Consider the following 18777-nt stretch of genomic DNA (forward strand, 5'->3'; position numbering starts at 1 on the left):
AGACGCGAGGCGTTCCAGACCCCGCCCCAGAGGGCCGTACCGCCAGTGATGGTGGCCTGCGCCGACCCCTGGGAAGCGCCTATGGAGGTGGGCCTTTCCATTTGTGGGGATGGGCGTTGCCGCGTCCGATGCTTCGCCGAAGTGAACGAACAGCGGCAGTCCGGCCAACTCCCCGCACACCACTGCTCTTTGGTCCCACTGGGACCCCATACTCGCTGAGGTTCCACATATGGCACACCCTCAGGGAGGCAGAGCATGGCCCTCACCACCCGTCGCAGAGCGCTCACCACCTTCGCCACCGCCCTGGCGGGCACCGTCGCCGCGCCCGCGTACGCCCAGGCGAGCGAGCGGAAGCACGGCCCGCGCCCGCTGTGGCGCGCCCACGCGCACAACGACTACCTGCACCCCAGGCCCCTCTTCGACGCCCTGGGCCACCGATTCGGCAGCCTCGAGGCCGACATCTTCCTCGTCGGCGACCAGCTCCTGGTGGCCCATGACGCGGTCGAACTCGACCCGGCCCGCACCCTCGAATCCCTCTACCTCGACCCGCTCGCCCGCCGTGTGAAGGCCAACCACGGTTCGGTGTACCGGGGTTACCGCAAGCCGATCCAACTGCTCATCGACCTCAAGACCGAAGGCTCCTCGACGTACCTCGAACTCGACCGCCATCTGCGCCGCTACAAGCACCTGTTCACGACGTACGCGTACGGGCGTGTCTTCCCCGGCCCGGTCACCGCCGTGATCTCCGGCGACCGTGCGGCCCGTATACCGATGGAGGCCCAGACCGTGCGGCGGGCCTTCTACGACGGCCGTCTCGCCGACCTCGGCAGCCCGGCGCCCGCCTCCTTCATCCCGCTGATCAGCGACAACTGGACGCTCAACTTCACCTGGCGGGGCATCGGCCCGTTCCCCGAAGCCGAGCGCCAGAAGCTGCGGGGCATCATCTCGGCGGCTCACTCGCGTCGCCAGAAGGTCCGCTTCTGGGCCACGCCCGATCTGGCGGGCCCGGCCCGTGACGCGCTCTGGGGCGAACTCCTCGCCGCCGACGTCGACTACCTCAACACCGATGATCTCGCCGGGCTCGAGAAGTTCCTGGACGCCAACGACAGGACCTGACCCAGCGCTTGCACAAGCAGTCAACACACGTTCGGCGGACACGTCAGCCGCCCGGACGAACCCCCCGCTACGCCACACTTACGGCCGAAAGCCGCGATGTGGGCGTGGCGGAGGAGGTTGACGATGGCCATTTCCATCTCTGTGGTGCTGCTGCTCGTGGTGCTGGTGGTGATCTTCATCCGCAACAAGGCGCTGAAGATCCCGCATGCCTTGGTGTGCATCCTGCTCGGCTTCTATCTCGCGAGCACAGACCTGGCGCCGACCATCCACGACGGCATCTCGGCGACAGCGGAAATGATCAGCGGCCTGAACCCCTGAGCCCTCAGCGGGGTCTCACGATCTGCCGCATGGCGGTAGCTGTGACGATGCTATGTGCCGACAAGACGCGAACGGATCAGGAAACGCACCCCTTCGGGTGCCTCCAGCGAGAAGCCGCTGCCTCGCCCCTTCACCACGTCGACGATCAGCCGCGTATGACTCCACACCTCGAACTGGCTCTTCGACATCCAGAACGACACCGGCTCGTCCATGCCCTCGACGGTGAGCGAGGCCAGCAGCACATCGGAGTCACCGGTCCGGAACTCGCCCTCCGGATAACACATGGGCGCACTACCGTCGCAACAGCCACCGGACTGATGGAACATCAGCGGTCCGTGAACGGCACGGAGGCGGCGCAGCAGTTCGGAAGCGGCGGACGTCAGCTCCACGCGTGGGGCGGATGAGGTCACCGTGCATCACTCCTCAGCGCTCACTGGTGCGACGGTGACTCAACCACCTGCCCCGTTGCAAGAAGGTTGCACGCGGAGAAGTGATCCGGCAGTGCCGTAGCCGGCCACTGCCCGACCCGGAGTCTTCGGGCTCCTGGCACGAGTTCGGAGTGCTCGTGCTCGCAGGCATCGTCGATGCCGTACGTGTCCCAGGCGGGGAACGGATCGCTGAGCGGCCTGCTCTCGCCGTCCCTCAGGAGGCAGTCGGCCAGCGCCGCCCGGAGTGCCTCGGCGCGCAGCCCGGTGCCGATGAACACCAGCTCCTGGCCGGAGGGGCCCTCCGCGCCACGGGCGCCGGAGGGCTCGAAGCGGGCGACGGAACCGGCCTGCGACCACAGCCCCGTCACCTGCGGGCGGCTCGCCAGCCAGAAGAAGCCCTTGGACCGCAGGACCTGCCCGAAGGCCCCGCTGTCGAGCTTCTCGGTGACGAACGTCCACAACCGCCCCGGATGGAACAGTACTTGGGAGCGGAAGACCGTGGAGGAGATGCCGTACTCCTCGGTCTCCGGGACGTGGTCGCCGTTCAGTTCCATGACCCAGCCCGGCGCCTGCTGGGCACGATCGAGGTCGAAAAGACCGGTGCCGAGCACCTCGCCGACGTTCACCCGGCCATGGGCGACGGGAACGATCCTTGCCACCGGGTTGAGGCGGGTGAGGGTCGCCCGGAGACGGGCCGCGCTCTCGTCGTCGACCAGGTCGAGCTTGTTCAGCACGATGACGTCGGCGAACTCGATCTGGTCCATCAGCAGATCGCTGACGGTGCGCTCGTCGTCCTCGTACTGGTCGAGGCCCCGCTCGGCGAGCTCGTCGCCGTCCGTCAGCTCGGGCAGGAAGTTCGCGGCGTCGACGACCGTGACCATGGTGTCGAGCCGGGCCAGATCGCCGAGTACGGCCCCGTCGTCGCGGGCGAAGGCGAAGGTGGCGGCGACCGGCATCGGCTCGGAGATGCCGCTGGACTCGATGAGGAGATAGTCGAAGCGGCCCTCGCGGGCCAGCCGGTCGACCTCCTCCAGCAGATCGTCGCGCAGCGTGCAGCAGATGCAGCCGTTGGTCATCTCGACCAGGCGTTCCTCGGTGCGCGAGAGGGCGGCCTCACCGCCGCGCACGAGGGCGGCGTCGATGTTGATCTCGCTCATGTCGTTCACGATGACCGCGACGCGCAGTCCCTCACGGTTGCCGAGGACATGGTTGAGCAGGGTGGTCTTGCCCGCGCCGAGAAACCCGGACAGCACAGTCACGGGCAGCCGGTCGTCCGCCATGCCGCTCAGCCCTCGGGGTGCAGCAGACCGCGCTCGTACGCCTTCACCAGCCGCTGCGGCACCTGGTGGACGGTCCCGTCGATCGTGACCGGCACGAGCTGCGGGGTGCTGGTCTTCCACTGGGCGCGGCGGTGACGGGTGTTGCTGCGGGACATCTTCCGCTTGGGAACGGCCATGGGGTCCTCCTTGGTGGGCGAGCGACCCCGACGCTACATGAAAATGGATCCCATTACGAAGTGAGCTGCCGCGGCGGGTGGATCAGCCCGAAACGAGGCGGAGGATCGCGGTGCCGTCGGGACCCGGTACCAGTTGCAGCGCGACCGTGCCGGCCTCCTTGGCGGGCGGTTTACCGGCCGCTCCGCACTGGGTGCCGCTGCCGTTGCTGTAGAAGAAGGTGGTGCAGCCGCTGCCCTCGCCGCTCGCCGTGCCGCCGGCCGAGCTGCCGTTGGTGCTGGTGCCCTGGGTCACCTTGTAGTCGACCTCGTTCTTGCCGACCTTGGTCACGGACAGCTCGGCGGGACCGTCCGGGATCTTGAAGTTGATCGTCACCGGCTTGGACACCACGATCTCGCAGTTGCCGTCGGTGCAGGCACCGGGGTCGGTTCCGTCCGCCGCCGTCACCGTCGGGGACGGGCTGGAGGTGGCGGGGGACGGGCTCTTCGGGGTGTTGTCGGTGCTGGAGTCCGGGGCCTCGGTGTCCGCCGCGCCCGCGCCCGCGGCGGAATCCCCGGAGTCCTCGCCGGAACCGCCGCAGCCGGCCACGGTCAGCATGGCGAGCGTCGCCAGCAGAGCACCGCCCGCCAGCCGTCCCGTACGTCCTGTCGTGGTCAGCCTCGTCATGGTGTCCATCCCTTTCGCGGCTCGTCCGGAGACCGGGCGGCCGAGTCTATTGAGAGCGCCGCGGGACGGGTCCCGAACGGCCGCCCTGATTCGGGGACGGCGAACTCGTCGAGGCGGACGAGATGTTGGTCGCCATCGGCTCCCTGCCGAACACCGAGTGGCTCGCGGGCAGCGGCCTGGCGGTGGGGGACGGGCTGGTGGGTGCTCTCGCCGTGGGGATGACGCCGAAGGCGATCCGGCCGTGGCGGCAGGCCATCGCGAATCGTTCGGTCTGGATGGAGTACCGGCGTCCAGGTGAACGCGCGGCGGAACTTACTTGAGTTACGCAATAAGATGGTAAAGTGATGGGTATGTCCACACCATCTGCGGCAACCACCCCCGCCTCCACGGAAGTGATCGAGATCGAGCGGGCGCTCACGCGTGTCGCCTATCTCATGGGCCGAACGCGTCAGCACGACCGGCTCATGGCACTGGCCGGAGTGCCGCTGGACCGTGCCGCCGTGGCACTCCTGCGGCAGATCGGCGACTCCGAGCCGATGCGCCCCGGCGAGCTGGCGAACCGGCTGGCCGTGGAGGCCTCCCACGTGACCCGGCAGGTGCAGCAGCTGGAGAAGGCCGGATACGTCACCCGCGTACCCGACCCCGACGACCGTCGCGCCCAGCGCATCCAGATCACCCCGTCCGGCCAGGAAGCCGTCGACCGCATCCGCGAGATGAGCGCCCGCGGTATGCAGATGGCCCTGTCCGACTGGTCACCCCAGGAACTCCAGCAGCTCGCCGCGCTCTTCCACCGCATGGTCGACGACTTCCTCTCCTACTCCCCGGAACTCGGCGCAGGAGAGAAGACCGGCCCGGCGGCAGGCAAGGCCTGACCCGGCTGCTGCCGTACGGGCGACTGGATCGGTGCGGCCGGCGAGCGGATCAGTACGGCCGGTCGCCCTCGATGGCGACGCGTTCCGCCACGCGGCGGTGCGGAGCGTAGTCGTTGACGGCGTAGTGCTGGGTCGCCCGGTTGTCCCAGAACGCGACATCGCCGGGCTGCCAGTGGAAACGCACCTGGTACTCCGGCACATGCGCCTGTCGGCACAGGTAGCTCAGCAACCGGTCGCTCTCGCCGCGCTCCATCCCGGTGATCCGGGTCGTGAAGGAGGCGTTGACGAAGAGCATCTGCCGCCCGGTCTCCGGGTGGGTGCGGACGACCGGGTGCTCCACGGGCGGGAAAGCGTCCTGGAACGGGGCGAGCCGCTCGGGCCCGTAGAAGCGGGCGAAACCGGGGATGAAGTCGTGCACGGCGGTGGCACCGTCGATACGGTCCTTCACCTCCTGCGGCAGGTTGTCGTACGCGGCGCCCATGTCCGCCCACATGGTGTCCCCGCCGACCGGCGGCACCTCCCGGAGCTGGAGCACGGCGCCGAGCGCGGGACGCTCCCGGAAGGTGACATCGGCGTGCCAGATGTTCTCGAAGGTCGGCGTGGAGCCGCTGCCCTTGTCGAAGCGAACCACGTCCTCGGTGGAGCCGGCGGCGAGCAGGGGGTTGGTCTCCAACTCACCCCAGTTCCTGGCGAAGTCGCGCTGCTGTACGGAGGTGAGGTGCGCACCGCGGAAGAAGAGCACCTTCCACTCCAGCAGGGCACGGTTCAACTCCTCGCGCAGGGCGGACTCCACCGGTCGTGAGAGATCGACTCCCCGCACCTCGGCCCCGATCGTCCGCCCCAGGGGCACGAGCTCGAAGCGTTCGTACGGGCGCTCCTGCCATCCCTCGGGGAGGCGCCGCAGCGTACGCGGCCCTTCGTACATTCCGTCCGGTGGCGTCTGCGCCTCGCGCAGGGTGGAGGGCTTGGTGTCGATGACCGTCATGAGGGCTCTCCTCGTGTGAGCAGGCAGAGGTGAACCGGCAACGGGAATGCCGGTAAGAGGTGCGCTCGCACCGCGCGCGGGAGGGGTTCGGCGGGGAACGGCGGTGGCTCAGTGGAGCGGGAGAAGGGCCGGGCAGAGCCTCGGCGGCAGCACAGCTATCGGCCGGAGCGCTCGCAGCCGGTCCGGTCCGGGACGCGCAGAGGTCCCGTTGTGTCGAAACAGTGCCAGGTCATGCCGTGATTCTGCGGTCGCTGTCGCGCCCCTGTCAATCACAGCCAGTTGATGTGCCGACGACAGCTGGTTGACGTACCCACGGCAGCCGGGTTGATGGGAAGCCGCGATGCCCTCATTCTGGGGCGTATGGAGCATGTCGCCGCTTCGGCGATCCTTGATGCACAGGGCACGGTGACGGGGTGGAGCGAGGGTGCCCGGAGGCTGACGGGATACGCGTCCGGGGAGGCCGTGGGCCGGGCGGCGGGGGAGCTGCTCGCCGAGGACGTGCCGTCCGGGATCGTCACCGCGCTGACAGGCACCGTCGTGCTGCGGCACCGGGACGGATCCCACCTCGCGCTGGCCCTGAGGGCGAGCCCACTGCTGGGCGCGGACGGTGAAGCGGCCGGATTCGTGGTCACCGCCGAGCGGTCCGACGGGAAGAGGCCCGGTCTGGCGGCGCAGGCCTTCGAGCAGGCGTCCATGTCGATGTCGGTCTTCGACACCCGGCAGTACTACCTGCGGCTCAACAATGTGGCCTGCCAGGTGATGGGCGTCCCGGAGGACACCCTGGTCGGCCGGTACTACCCGGACACCGTGGAGGACGCAGACCACAGCCGGGGCTTCCTGCAGCATCTGCGCCAAGTCGCCGACACCGGCGAACCCGTCCACTACGAGAGCTTCACCCGCGCACCCTCCGGCACCCGGTACCACGCCTGGAACCTCGAGATGTGGCCGGTACGGGACCCCACTGGCGAGCTGGTCGGGACCGCCCTGGCGGCGTTCGACAGCAGCGAGCAGCACTGGGCCCGGCAGCGGCTGGCCCTGCTGAACGAGGCCGCCGCCTCCATCGGCACCACCCTGGACGTGGTGCGCACCGCCGAGGAACTGGTGGAGCTCGTGGTGCCGCGCTTCGCCGACTTCGCCAGCGTGGACCTGCTCGACTGGGTCCTCGGCGCGGAAGAACCCCCCGCGGCGCTCGCCGGCGACGTCGTCCTGCGCCGGGTCGCCCACGGATCCGTGACCAACGGCACGCCGGAGGCGGCCGTACGGCTGGGTGCGGCGGACACCTATCCGCCGTACTCCCCGCCCGCGCGGGCCCTCACGGAGGGCCGGGCGCTGCTCGCCACGTCCGGTCATCCCGACTTCGACCGATGGGTCGGCGAGCGCAACAAGCGGGCGCCGGAGGGCACTGCCCACCGCGTGGGCGCCCACTCGCTGGTCACCGTGCCGCTGCGGGCCCGCGGCACCACGCTGGGCGTCGCGGTGTGCGTCCGCATAGCCCACCCGGATGCGTACGCCGCCGATGACGCCGTGCTCGCCGAGGAGGTCGCGAGCCGGGCCGCCGTCTGCATCGACAACGCCCGGCGCTTCGCCCGCGAGCGCACGACCGCGCTGGCCCTCCAGCACAGCCTGCTGCCGAGGGGCCTGCCCGGGCAGGCGGCCGTGGAAGTGGCCCACCGCTATCTGCCGAGCGGATCCGTGGCCGGTATCGGCGGCGACTGGTTCGACGTGATCCCGCTGTCCGGCAGCCGGGTCGCCCTGGCCGTCGGCGACGTCGTCGGGCACGGCATCCAGTCGTCCGCGACCATGGGGCGCCTGCGTACGGCAGTACGGACCCTCGCCGACGTGGATCTGCCGCCGGACGAACTCCTCACCCACCTCGACGACTTGGTGACGCACCTGGCGACGGACGAGAGCACCACCGACGACGTCGCGGAGCTGGGAGCGACCTGTCTGTACACGGTCTACGACCCCGTCTCCCGCCGGCTGACCGTGGCCGGTGCCGGGCATCCGCCACCGGCCGTCCTCCTGCCCGACGGCACCACACAGCTCGTCGAGATGTCCGCCGGGCCGCCGCTCGGTGTGGGCGGGCTGCCCTTCGAGGCGACGGAACTGGAGCTGCCCGAGGGCTCGTTGATCGCCCTCTACACGGACGGGCTGATCGAGGGGCGTGACCGCGACCTCGACCGCGGTATCGCCGACCTGTGCCGTGCGCTGACCGTGCCCGCCGATTCGCTGGACGCCCTGTGCGACGCGGTGCTGAAGTCCGTACTCCCGCCGCAGCCCGCCGACGACGTGGCCCTGCTGCTGGCCCGCACCCGTGCCCTGGGCGCCGACCAGGTGGCCACCTGGGACATCCCGCCGGACACCGAGATCGTGGCCGCCACCCGGCGGTACGCCACCGAGCAGCTCACCGCCTGGGGCCTGGACGAGACCGCCTTCGTCACCGAACTGGTCGTCAGCGAACTGGTCACCAACGCGATCCGGTACGGCGAACCGCCCATCCAGCTGCGCCTGATCCGCGACCGCGCGCTGATCTGCGAGGTCTCCGACGGCAGCTCCACCTCACCGCATCTGCGCCGGGCGCAGGTCTACGACGAGGGTGGTCGCGGTCTGTTGCTCGTCGCCCAGCTCACCCAGCGCTGGGGCAGCCGGCAGACCGTCAACGGCAAGACGATCTGGGCTCAGCAGCCGCTGCCGCCGGGCTGACTCGCTCGCCTCGGCGAACAGGGGGCGTGCTGTACTGGGCCGCGTGAATTCGCATTGCTGTGCACCCGGCCGGTCCTCGGAAGCGGCACCCGCCGCGTCCGAGCCGCCCGTTCCCGGCAGCGGCACGGCGCTTTCCGGCACCAAGGTGGCGCTGCCCGGCGGCACCTTCCGTATGGGCGGTGAGGACGCGGACGCCAACCCCGGTGACGGTGAGGGCCCGGTCCGCGAGGTCACCGTCGGGCCGTTCGAGATCGACACCCGCTGTGTCACCAACGAACGCTTCGCCGCGTTCGTGGACGCGACCGGCTACCGCACCGACGCCGAACGGTTCGGCTGGTCGTACGTCTTCGCCAAGTTCGTGCCGGGAGAGTTGCGCAAGGTGTCGCCGCGGCCGGAGGGCACGCCGTGGTGGTGCGGGGTGGAGGGCGCGTACTGGGCGGCGCCGGAAGGGCCCGGCAGTGACCTCGACGGCCGCGGGGACCATCCGGTCGTCCATGTCTCCTGGGGCGACGCGCTCGCCTTCTGCCGGTGGGAGGGCTCCCGGCTGCCCACCGAGGCCGAATGGGAGTACGCGGCCCGCGGCGGCCTCGACCAGAAGCGCTTCCCCTGGGGAGACGAGCTCACGCCCGGCGGCGAGCACCGCTGCAACATCTGGCAGGGCCGCTTCCCGTTCCGTAACACCGCCGAGGACGGCTACCTCGGCACCGCCCCCGTCGACGCCTTCCCGCCCAACGGCTTCGGCCTGTTCAACACCTCCGGCAACGTCTGGGAGTGGTGCGCCGACTGGTGGGGCACCGACCACGGCACCGGGCCCCACACCGACCCCACGGGACCGGAGCAGGGCACGGCCCGCGTGATGCGCGGCGGCTCCTATCTGTGCCACGACTCCTACTGCAACCGCTACCGCGTCGCGGCCCGGACCGCCAACAGCCCGGACAGCTCGGTCGGCAACACCGGTTTCCGCTGCGTACGGGACCGCAGGCACGGCTGACTCAGCCCTTGACGGCCGAGCTGGCGACACCTTGGACGAACCAGCGCTGGAAGAAGACGAAGACGACCAGCACGGGCAGGACCAGGAGCACGCCGAAGGCGAGGATCTGGCCCCAGTCCGGGGGCAGTTGGGCCTGGAAGACGCTCATCTCCAGCGGCAGCGGGCGTACCGCCGGATCGGAGACCATCAGGACCGGCCAGAGGAACGAGCCCCACTGGATGAGGAAGGTCAGGATCGCCACGGAGGCGAAGGCCGGCTTCGACATCGGGACGATGATGGCGAAGAAGGTGCGCCAGGGGCCCGCGCCGTCGATGCGGGCGGCTTCCTCGATGCTCGGTGGGATCGTGCGGAAGAACGTGTGGAACTGGTAGACCGAGAAGGCGTTGGCGATGAACGGGAGCGCCAGGATGGGCAGCGTGTTGCGCTGGTCGTTGAACATGTAGAAGAGCGGTACGGCCACCGACTCGAACGGGATCAGCATCAGCAGCAGTACGAGGGTGAAGACGGCGTTCTGGCCGCGCCACTTCAGCCGTGAAAGCCCGTACGCGGCCATGGAGTTGACGAACAGGCCGCCCGTCACGACCACGAACGCCACCAGCAGCGAGATGCCCATGAAGCGCCAGAAGTAGCCGGTGCTCTCGGAGTTGAGGCTGTCGAGGACGGCCGTGTAGTTGTCGAACGACAGGTTGGTGGGCAGGAAGCCGGACAGGCCGTTCAGGACTTCGCCGGACGGCTTGAGGCTGCCGATCAGCAGGTAGATGGCGGGCAGCGCGAAGACGAACGCCAGGACGGACAGGACGGCGTAGTCGAGGAAGCGGCGCAGGGGCGTGCGGGTGAGGCCCGGGTTCATGCTCATGGATGCTCAGTCCTCGTTGTCGGGCCGGACGACGCGGCGCTGGATGAGGGACAGGACGACGACGATCAGGAAGAAGACGACGGTGATCGCGGACGCCTGGCCGATGTTGTTCTGGTCGAAGGCGGTGGTGACCGCCTGGTACATCACGGTGCGGGCCGCGTCTTCGTTGAGGCCGCCGCCCTTGACGAGGACGTAGATCTGGTCGAAGACCCGGAAGGAGAGCACCGAGGTGAGCATGGCGACGAACACGAGAGTGCCGCGGATGCCGGGCAGGGTGACATGGCGGAACTGCTGCCAGCGGGAGGCGCGGTCGAGCTCGGCGGCCTCGTAGAGCTCACCCGGGATGCTCTGGAGCCCGGCGAGCAGGATGACCATCTGGAAGCCGACGCCCTGCCAGATGGAGAGCACGATGATCGAGGCCATCGCGGTGGCCGAGTCGCCGAGCCAGTCGAAGGCGCCCCAGTTGCCGAAACTCACCGCGTCCAGCGCGGAGTTGAGCATGCCCTGATCGCTGCGGGCGAGGATGAGGCGCCAGATCACGGCGACCAGCGCCATCGGGAAGACGACCGGCATGAAGAACAGGGACCGGAACAGACCGATCGCCTTGAGCTTGCGGTTGAGCAGGATCGCCAGGCCGAGCGCCAGACCGGTCTGCACGGGTACGACGACCGCGGCGAAGGTCAGGTTGTTGAACAGGGACCTGAGGAACGGGCCGGACTGGTCGGGGTCGGTGAACAGCCGCCGGTAGTGCTCGATGCCGAACCAGGTCGGTTCCAGCGGGGAGCCGAGGCGGACGTTGTAGAAGGAGAGGACGACGGCGTAGCCGAACGGGATACCGACGAAGGCGATGAGTCCGACGACGGCGGGTGTGGACATGAGCAGTCCGTGCAACCAGTCGCGGTTCTTGCGCACAGAACGCGCGGGTCGCGCGGGTTCGACGGAGGTCACGGGTGGGGCCTGCTCCCGGGCATGGGGCGCGGCGTGCGCGGGTTCGACGGATTTCACGGGGGGTCCTGTTCCCGGCCGGGGCGGGCGCGGTGTGCGCGGCCCGCCCCTGCCGATGGGTCCTACGGGATCTCGTAGCCGGCGTTGTCGGAGAAGTCCTGGTCGATGGCCTTGGCGGCCTTGGACAGGGCGTCCTTCGGGTCGGTGCCGCTGTAGACCGAGTTGAGGGCCTCGGCGAACTTCGCGGTGACCGTGGGGTATCCGGCGGTCAGCGGGCGGGTCACGGCGACGCAGGACTTGGCGATGTCGGTGTCGCCGCAGGGCTTGGCGAGCTGGTCGGAGAACAGCTGGAGCGGGCCGCCCTGCTTGTACAGCTCGCTCGCGGCGAGCGCGGACTTGGTGGCGGGCGGGGCGCCGTTGGCCGTCGTCATCGCGGCGACGTTCTCGTCGTTCAGGAGAGTGTCCAGGAACGTGCCGGCGGCCTTGGCGTTCTTGGAGTCGGCGCCGATGCCCCAGGCCCAGGAGCCCTGGCCGGTCTTGGGGCCGTTGCCGAAGTCGGGCAGCGGCAGGACGACGAGGTCGTCACCGAGGGCCTCGCTGTACGCGGGGTACATCCAGTGGCCGACCCAGCTGAGCGGGACGCGGCCCTTGGCGAAGGCGTTGCCGTCGGTGTTGGGGTCGACGTCGGACTTCCAGGACTGGAAGGTCTTCAGTGCCGACACGGTTTCCGGCGAGTCGAGTACGCCTTCCGCCTTGCCGTCCTTGAGGAGCGAACCGCCGGCCGACCAGACGATGGGGGAGAAGCCGTAGGTGCCCCACTCGGTGGTGAGCCCGTTGTTCTCCTGGATGTCGAGGACCTTGCCGTCGGAGTCCTTGGCCTTCAGCGCCTTGAGCGCGGCGGTGAACTCGTCCGCCGTCCAGGCGTCGTCCACGCTCGTCGGGTACTTCACGCCGGCCGCGTCCAGCAGCTTCTTGTTGCCGTAGATGCCCAGGCCCGAGTCGTACTGGCCCAGACCGTAGTGCTTGCCGTCGATCTCGCCCTGCGCCTTGATGGCGTCGGTGGCGTTGCTGAGGGTCTTGGCGGAGACGTAGTCGTCGATCGGGGCGAGCTTCTGGTTGAAGACGAAGTTCGCCATCGTCGGGCCGTCGAACTCCATCACGTCCGGCAGCTCCGAGGCGTCGGTCGTCGTGATGGTCTTGGTGTAGTCGTTGCCGGGGATCAGCTTCAGGTCGACCTTGATGTCCTTCTGCGAGGAGTTGAAGGACTTCACCGCGTTCTGTATCGCGGTGTCCTCGCTCTTCTGGCCCTGGTGGGCCCAGACGCTGATGGTGCCCTTGCCGCTGCCCGCCTCCGCGGAGGTGTCGGTGCTGCCGCCCCCGCCACAGGCGGCCAGCGCCGCCAGGGGCAGGACGAGGGCCAGGCCCGTACTGGCTGTGCGGCGGACATTTCTGCTGGTCGAACTCATGGGCTGTGCCTTCCGTGCTGTGGCGAGGGTTTGCCGTGCTGACGTGCTGTCCGGTCGTGGGGGAGTGGGGCTCGAGGGGTGCGGGTTACTGCGGTCCGCGCGGTCTGGGAGGGGCGGTCGTCTCGCGCAGGACGAGGCGGATGGGCATCTGTACCTGCTCCGTGGGTGGTTCGGCGCCGGGTTCGTCCAGCTGACGCAGCAGCAGCCGGGCGGCCTCGGCGCCCTGGTCGGCGACCGGCTGGGCGACGGTGGTCAGGCCGACCACATCGGCGAGTTCGTGGTCGTCGAAACCGACGACCGACACGTCCTCCGGGACCCTGAGTCGATGGCGGCGCAGGGCGCGCAGAGCGCCCATCGCCATCTCGTCGGACTGCGCGTACACGGCGGTCGGCGGGCGGGAGGCGGCCAGCAGTTCGGTCATGGCCCGCTCACCGCCCTCGACGGTGTAGTCGCCGTCCGCCTCCAGAGCCGGATCGTGCTCGATTCCGGCATCGGCCAGGACGTCCAGGTAGGCGTTGCGCCGCTCGATGGGGGTGGTCCAGTGCAGCGGCCCGCTGGCTCCGCTGATCATGCCGATCCGGCGGTGGCCGAGGTTCACCAGATGCCGTACGGCGCTCTCGGTGCCGGCCCGGTCGTCGATGCCGACGACGGTGAAGCCGGGCCGGGCGCCGCCGACCGTGGTGGCCAGCGGCACCCCCAGCGAGCGCAGCGCGGCCGACTCCTCCTCGTCCGGGATGAGCAGCGAGAGCACCGCGTCCACCCGCTTGCGCACCGGCAGCCTGGTGAAGAAACGCTTGCGTATCTCCGGCGAGCCCAGGTTGTACAGCAGCACGTCGTACCCGGCGGCGCTGAACACGCGCTCGGCGGCGTCCAGCACGGTGCCGAAGAACCAGCGGCCCACGTACGGAACCAGGACGCCGATGGTGTACGTACGGCCGCTGGCCAGGCTGGCGGCGGAGCGGGACGCGGTGTAGCCGAGCTGGGCGGCGACGGCCGTGATCTTGTCCCGCACCTCGTCGGAGACGCCCGGCCGGCCGCGCAGGGCGCGGGACACGGTGGACGCTGAGACGCCGGCGGCGCGGGCGACGTCGTTGATGCTGGCCGTCACGGCGCAGTTCCTCCCGTTGATTTCACGTCGGTGTGATGTGGGGGTGACGAGACCGTAAACCCGGCCTCGTTGTTGCGCAAGCGTTTGCGTTCAGATTTACTTGGGCCGATTCCAAAGTGAGTCTGTTCTGAATTGATGGTCAGCGCACGCGTTTGTTTGGGCGCTGTGAGCCGACAGGAACTGCGCATGCGATACGCCCCACCAGGCCTCTGCGTGAACGACTTCGCCCTGCTCCGGGACGAGGACGGCACCTACTCGGTGCTGCACCTCCAGGGGCCCTGGACGGCCGAGTTCGATCACCTGCGGATGGAGACCTCGTACGGCCGGGCGACCTCCACCGACCTGGTCCACTGGCAGCCGCAGGGACCCGCCTTCGGCAACGGGCTGCCCGGCCGCTTCGACGCGCAGGCGGTGTGGACGATGCATCCGTTCCGGTACGGCGACGGAATGGCGATGTTCTACACCGGGGTGAGCGGGCTGACTTCGGCCGGCTGGCCGCTCCAGGCGGTCGGTCTCGCGTACTCCGACCGCACTGACGGCACCGGTTGGCGGCGCCACGGCACCGGACCGGTCGCCGAGGCGGACCCGCGCTGGTACCGCACCGGCGAGCAGATGGGCTGGCGCGACCCCTTCGTCGTACGCGACGACGAGGGCGACGGCTGGGTCATGGTCGTCTGCGCGAGCGACGCCTCCCTACCGGTGGAGGTCAGCGGCTGCGTGGCCCTGGCCACCTCCGACGACCTGGAGCACTGGACCGTCCACCCGCCGCTCGTCTCGCCGGGCGACGTCAACGAGTTGGAGTGCCCGGTCCTGGAGCGCCTCGACGACGGCAGCTGGCTGCTGCTCGGCTCCATCGGCGCGACGCGGGGCTTCGAGGCGTGGACCGCTCCTCGGTTGCGAGGTCCCTGGACGCGCCGCGGTCCTCTCGGGCCCACTGGGTCCTACGCTCCGCGGGTCGTTGTTGCCCCCGACGGCTCCCGCGTCGTGCTGCACACCACGCCGCGTCGCGTGGGCCTCAGCAATACCGGTGACCGCTGCCGCGGCATGCTCGCCCAGCCCAAGTCCCTTGTGGTGCAAGGCGATTGTGCGCCCCACCTGGAATGGTGGCCCGGCCTGAACGCCTGGCTCGGCGAGGAGACCGACCGCCCCGCCCTGCACGCGGTCGGCGACATCGGCATTTCCGGGCCTGTCGAGATCACCCTGCGCACCGACACCCCGGACGGCGACCGTTCCGCCCTCGCCGTGGGCTGCGACGGCAAGAACCTTTGGGTCACCGGCCCCGACGGGACCCGGCTCGGCGAGACCGTCCTGACCGAACCTGCCGCCGTCCTGCGCATCCTCACCATCGGCGAGTACGTCGAGGTCTACGCCGACAACGTCTTCGCCCTGACCGCCTTGTGCTACTCCGGCTACCCCGCCCGTTGGACGGCCGTCACCGAAGGGCACAGCCACACCATCCCCGTCCGCCCCGTACGGCTGCCCGAGCCCCACCGCGACGACGCCTCGGCCATCTGGCCCGGCGCCGTACCCCAGTGACAGCGAGACTCCGCGCCTGCTGACCGGCATCCCGCACGACCTCGGAAAGGCCCAGCCATGAACGTCACCGCCGACGGTCTCCGCTTCCCCGACGGCTTCCTGTGGGGAGCCTCCACCGCCGCCCACCAGATCGAGGGCAACAACGTCAACAGCGACTGGTGGCAGATGGAACACAGCGGCGGCTCCATCGCCGAGCCCAGCCTCGACGCCGCCGACAGTTACCACCTGTGGCGCGAGGACATGGACCTGCTCGCCCAACTCGGCTTCACCGACTACCGCTTCAGCATCGAATGGGCCCGCATCGAACCCGCCCCCGGCCACTTCTCCCGGGCCGAGATCGCCCACTACCGGCGCATGGTCGACGGCGCCATCGAGCGCGGCCTCCGTCCGATGGTCACCCTGCACCACTTCACGGTCCCGCGCTGGTTCGCCGAACGCGGCGGCTGGACCGCCGACGGGGCGGTGGACCTGTTCGAGCGGTACGTGCGGGCGACCGCGCCCATCATCGGCATCGGCGTGCGGCACGTGTGCACCATCAACGAACCCAACATGATCGCGGTCGCCGACGCCATTCGCGAACTGGGCACCGAAGCACCTCCCACGGTGGGACTCGTGCTGCCCGACAAGGCCACGACCGACGCCCTGATCCAGGCGCACCTTCGCGCGACGGCCGCAGTCAAGGCGATCTCCGCCGACATCCAGGCCGGCTGGTCCATCGCCAACCAGGTCTACCAGGCCCTGCCCGGCGCCGAAGCCGCCACCGCCGCCTACAGTCACCCCCGCGAAGACGTCTTCATCGAAGCCGCCCGCGACGACGACTGGATCGGCGTCCAGTCCTACACCCGCACCAGGATCACCGCTGACGGCCCCATCCCCGCCCCCGACGGCGCCGAACGCACCCTCACCGGCTGGGAGTACTACCCACAAGCCATCGGATACGCCCTGCGCCACACCGCCGAGATCGTCGGCGACGTCCCCCTGATCGTCACCGAGAACGGCATCGCCACCGACGACGACACACGCCGTATCGCCTACACTACCGGCGCGCTCCAGGAAGTCTCCGCTGCGCTGGAGGATGGCCTCGACGTACGCGGCTACCTCCACTGGAGCGCACTCGACAACTACGAATGGGGCTCCTACAAGCCCACCTTCGGCCTCATCTCCGTCGACTCCGACACCTTCAAACGCACCCCCAAGCCCTCGGCGGCCTGGCTCGGCGGACTCGCCCGCACCGGAATGCTGCCGCGCGCCGGTCGCTGAGCATTCTCACGACCGGCGACCACGTCGAGGCCTACGCCGACAACGTCTGCGCCCTGACGACAGGAGGAGACGTTCGCACGACCGTGTCGGGCTGCGCCTGCGGAGCTGCCCAGCAAGAGGGCCGTAACCCGTCCCCGGGCGGATCCGAGTGGCGGCGAAAGTTTCGAGTAGCGCAGCTCACGCGAAGGAAGCGTTGACCGGATAGCAACCGGTTCCTAGATTAGGTGCGTCTCAACACGGCGTAAGCGGCGGACGGCGGAACCGCCACCGCTCACGCCGACTACGGCCAGCGCAACTTCTTGAGCGTCACCGAACTGCCCCGCGCGGCGGAGGCCCCCGAGGCCTCCGCCGCGCGGCGGCGTCCATGCCGCCCCTGGCGCAGCCGCCTCTGAGACACCTGAGTCATCTGCTGAAAGGACCGGCATGACCTCGGGCCACCTCCGCAACCCCGTGCTGCCCGGCTTCCACCCGGACCCGAGCATCCTGCGCGTCGGCGCGGACTACTACATCGCCACGTCGACCTTCGAGTGGTACCCGGGTGTGCCCCTGCACCGCTCGACGGATCTCGTCCACTGGGAGCCGGCCGGTCACATCCTGGACCGGCCAGACCTTCTCGACCTGCGCGGAGTCGCCGACTCGGCCGGCGTGTGGGCGCCCTCACTGTCGTACCACGAAGGCCAGTTCTGGCTCGTCTACACGATCGTCCGCACCATCGGGAGCCCCTACAAGGACGTCGACAACTACCTGATCACGGCCCCGTCGATCGAGGGCCCGTGGTCGGAGCCGGTGTTCCTGAACTCCTCCGGCTTCGACCCGTCCTTCTTCCACGACGAGGACGGCCGCAGCTGGCTGCTGAACATGCAGTGGGACCCGCGCGACGGGCACCCGTCCTTCGCCGGGATCCTGCTCCAGGAGTACGACGCCGACAAGCGGGCCCTGATCGGCGAGCCCCGCACGATCCTCACGCACGACGAGCTGATCGAGGGCCCCAACGTCTACTTCCGGGACGGCTGGTACCACCTGATGCTCGCCGAGGGCGGCACCGGCTGGAACCACGGCATCCTGATGGCCCGCTCACGCGAGCTGACAGGACCGTACGAACTCGACCCGCTCGGCTCGCTGTTGACCACCCGGGACACCCCGGACTGGCCGCTGCAGAAGGCCGGTCACGGCGAGCTGGTCGAGACGCCGGCGGGGGAGTGGTACCTCGTCCACCTGGCCTCCCGGCCCGTAAAGACGCCCGACGGGCCGCGCTGCGTTCTCGGCCGGGAAACCTGCCTGCAGCGCGTGACCTGGACGGACGACGGCTGGCTTCGGCTGGCCGATGGGGGCCGACGACCGAGTCTGGAGGTTCTGGCACCCACGGGGGTGGAGCCGGGACCGCCGGGCCCGGTCGCCGGACCCCCCGCACGCGACGACTTCGACTCGCCTTCCCTCGGCGGGCATTGGAGTACGCTGCGGGCGCCCGCGACCTCCGAGTGGCTGACGCTCGGCGAACGCCCAGGACATCTGCGGCTGCGCGGCCGGCAGAGTCCGCACTCGCTCTTCGACCAGAGCCTGCTCGCACGGCGGCTCACTTCGGTGCGGTGCGAGGTGACGACGGTCGTCGACTTCCGTCCCTCCCACTTCAGCCAGCTCGCGGGCCTCATCTGCTGGTACGACACGTCGACGCACTACTACCTGCGCCTCACCCATACCGAGGGCAGGGGACGGGTCCTGGGCGTGATCCTCACCGACGACGGGGCGTACCGGGAACTCCCGGAATCCGAACTCGACGTCGACGACTGGCCGTTGGCGTACCTGAAGGCCCGCTTCGACGGCCCGGAACTGCGCTTCTTCGCCTCCCCTGACGGGACCGACTGGCAGGCCGTGGGCCCGGTCCTGGACGCGAGCAAGCTCTCCGACGACTACGGGAACCGGTTGCGGTTCACCGGCGCGTTCGTCGGGATCTGCGCGCAGGATCTGGGCGGAACGCGCGCTCCGGCCGACTTCGACTGGTTCGAGGTGCGGGATCTCGACGGCGGGGACGGCGGGGACAGCGGGCAGGAGTAGGGGTTCTCCGCCGGCAGTGCC

18 protein-coding genes are annotated in these 18777 nt (G+C 69.6%); 9 read left to right on the forward strand and 9 right to left on the reverse strand.

Features of this window, described 5'->3' with window-relative positions; genetic code table 11:
• Positions 1-255: 255 nt before the first annotated feature.
• Together IEZ21_RS25180 and IEZ21_RS25185 are read left to right on the forward strand one after the other, a co-directional pair.
• Positions 256-1116: a phosphatidylinositol-specific phospholipase C/glycerophosphodiester phosphodiesterase family protein gene (locus IEZ21_RS25180; RefSeq protein ID WP_189324156.1), complete on the forward strand. Its 861-nt coding sequence runs from the start codon at positions 256-258 to the stop codon at positions 1114-1116.
• Positions 1117-1239: 123 nt separating this feature from the next.
• Positions 1240-1434, forward strand: a complete 195-nt coding sequence (locus IEZ21_RS25185; RefSeq protein ID WP_033325036.1) for a hypothetical protein — start codon at positions 1240-1242, stop codon at positions 1432-1434.
• 50 nt (positions 1435-1484) lie between these two features.
• Here the strand turns inward: IEZ21_RS25185 and IEZ21_RS25190 are convergent, their stop codons facing one another.
• The 4 genes from IEZ21_RS25190 to IEZ21_RS25205 form a co-directional block, all read right to left on the reverse strand.
• Positions 1485-1844, reverse strand: coding sequence for a DUF779 domain-containing protein (locus IEZ21_RS25190; protein ID WP_246568123.1), 360 nt, complete (start codon positions 1842-1844; stop codon positions 1485-1487).
• A gap of 20 nt (positions 1845-1864) precedes the next feature.
• Positions 1865-3142, reverse strand: a complete 1278-nt coding sequence (locus tag IEZ21_RS25195; protein ID WP_189324157.1) for a GTP-binding protein — start codon at positions 3140-3142, stop codon at positions 1865-1867.
• A 5-nt stretch (positions 3143-3147) separates the two neighbouring features.
• Positions 3148-3318: a 50S ribosomal protein L32 gene (gene rpmF, locus IEZ21_RS25200; RefSeq protein WP_189324158.1), complete on the reverse strand. Its 171-nt coding sequence runs from the start codon at positions 3316-3318 to the stop codon at positions 3148-3150.
• Between the two features lie 82 nt (positions 3319-3400).
• Positions 3401-3982, reverse strand: coding sequence for a hypothetical protein (locus IEZ21_RS25205; RefSeq protein WP_189324159.1), 582 nt, complete (start codon positions 3980-3982; stop codon positions 3401-3403).
• A 122-nt stretch (positions 3983-4104) separates the two neighbouring features.
• On the opposite strand from IEZ21_RS25205, the gene IEZ21_RS25210 reads away from it, so the two are divergent.
• Together IEZ21_RS25210 and IEZ21_RS25215 are read left to right on the forward strand one after the other, a co-directional pair.
• Entirely contained in the window at positions 4105-4302 is a 198-nt protein-coding gene (locus IEZ21_RS25210) for a hypothetical protein (protein ID WP_189324160.1), read from the forward strand.
• A 30-nt stretch (positions 4303-4332) separates the two neighbouring features.
• Positions 4333-4854, forward strand: coding sequence for a MarR family winged helix-turn-helix transcriptional regulator (locus tag IEZ21_RS25215; protein ID WP_189324161.1), 522 nt, complete (start codon positions 4333-4335; stop codon positions 4852-4854).
• 49 nt (positions 4855-4903) lie between these two features.
• Here the strand turns inward: IEZ21_RS25215 and IEZ21_RS25220 are convergent, their stop codons facing one another.
• Complete coding sequence (locus IEZ21_RS25220; RefSeq protein WP_189324162.1) at positions 4904-5839, reverse strand: TauD/TfdA dioxygenase family protein; 936 nt, start codon at positions 5837-5839, stop codon at positions 4904-4906.
• Between the two features lie 360 nt (positions 5840-6199).
• Between IEZ21_RS25220 and IEZ21_RS25225 the strand changes: the two genes are divergently transcribed.
• Both IEZ21_RS25225 and IEZ21_RS25230 read left to right on the forward strand, forming a co-directional pair.
• The gene (locus IEZ21_RS25225) at positions 6200-8542 is read left to right on the forward strand and encodes a SpoIIE family protein phosphatase (RefSeq protein WP_189324163.1); all 2343 of its coding nucleotides are present in this window, start codon (positions 6200-6202) and stop codon (positions 8540-8542) included.
• 34 nt (positions 8543-8576) lie between these two features.
• The gene (locus IEZ21_RS25230; RefSeq protein ID WP_373302294.1) at positions 8577-9533 is read left to right on the forward strand and encodes a formylglycine-generating enzyme family protein; all 957 of its coding nucleotides are present in this window, start codon (positions 8577-8579) and stop codon (positions 9531-9533) included.
• Between the two features lies 1 nt (position 9534).
• Here the strand turns inward: IEZ21_RS25230 and IEZ21_RS25235 are convergent, their stop codons facing one another.
• The 4 genes from IEZ21_RS25235 to IEZ21_RS25250 form a co-directional block, all read right to left on the reverse strand.
• Entirely contained in the window at positions 9535-10389 is an 855-nt protein-coding gene (locus tag IEZ21_RS25235) for a carbohydrate ABC transporter permease (RefSeq protein WP_189324165.1), read from the reverse strand.
• 6 nt (positions 10390-10395) lie between these two features.
• Positions 10396-11394, reverse strand: a complete 999-nt coding sequence (locus IEZ21_RS25240) for a carbohydrate ABC transporter permease (protein WP_189324166.1) — start codon at positions 11392-11394, stop codon at positions 10396-10398.
• A gap of 62 nt (positions 11395-11456) precedes the next feature.
• Entirely contained in the window at positions 11457-12800 is a 1344-nt protein-coding gene (locus IEZ21_RS25245; RefSeq protein ID WP_189324167.1) for an ABC transporter substrate-binding protein, read from the reverse strand.
• Positions 12801-12885: 85 nt separating this feature from the next.
• Positions 12886-13908, reverse strand: coding sequence for a LacI family DNA-binding transcriptional regulator (locus IEZ21_RS25250; RefSeq protein WP_033325046.1), 1023 nt, complete (start codon positions 13906-13908; stop codon positions 12886-12888).
• Between the two features lie 186 nt (positions 13909-14094).
• On the opposite strand from IEZ21_RS25250, the gene IEZ21_RS25255 reads away from it, so the two are divergent.
• From IEZ21_RS25255 to IEZ21_RS25265, 3 genes are all read left to right on the forward strand, one after another.
• A complete protein-coding gene (locus IEZ21_RS25255; protein ID WP_189324168.1) occupies positions 14095-15444 on the forward strand; it encodes a glycoside hydrolase family protein in 1350 nt (449 codons plus the stop codon).
• 57 nt (positions 15445-15501) lie between these two features.
• Positions 15502-16704, forward strand: a complete 1203-nt coding sequence (locus IEZ21_RS25260) for a glycoside hydrolase family 1 protein (protein ID WP_189324169.1) — start codon at positions 15502-15504, stop codon at positions 16702-16704.
• 423 nt (positions 16705-17127) lie between these two features.
• The gene (locus tag IEZ21_RS25265; protein ID WP_189324170.1) at positions 17128-18756 is read left to right on the forward strand and encodes a glycoside hydrolase family 43 protein; all 1629 of its coding nucleotides are present in this window, start codon (positions 17128-17130) and stop codon (positions 18754-18756) included.
• Positions 18757-18777 lie beyond the last annotated feature (21 nt).

Origin of the sequence: Streptomyces flaveus, assembly GCF_014647675.1 — a bacterium.
Lineage (GTDB): Bacteria > Actinomycetota > Actinomycetes > Streptomycetales > Streptomycetaceae > Streptomyces > Streptomyces flaveus.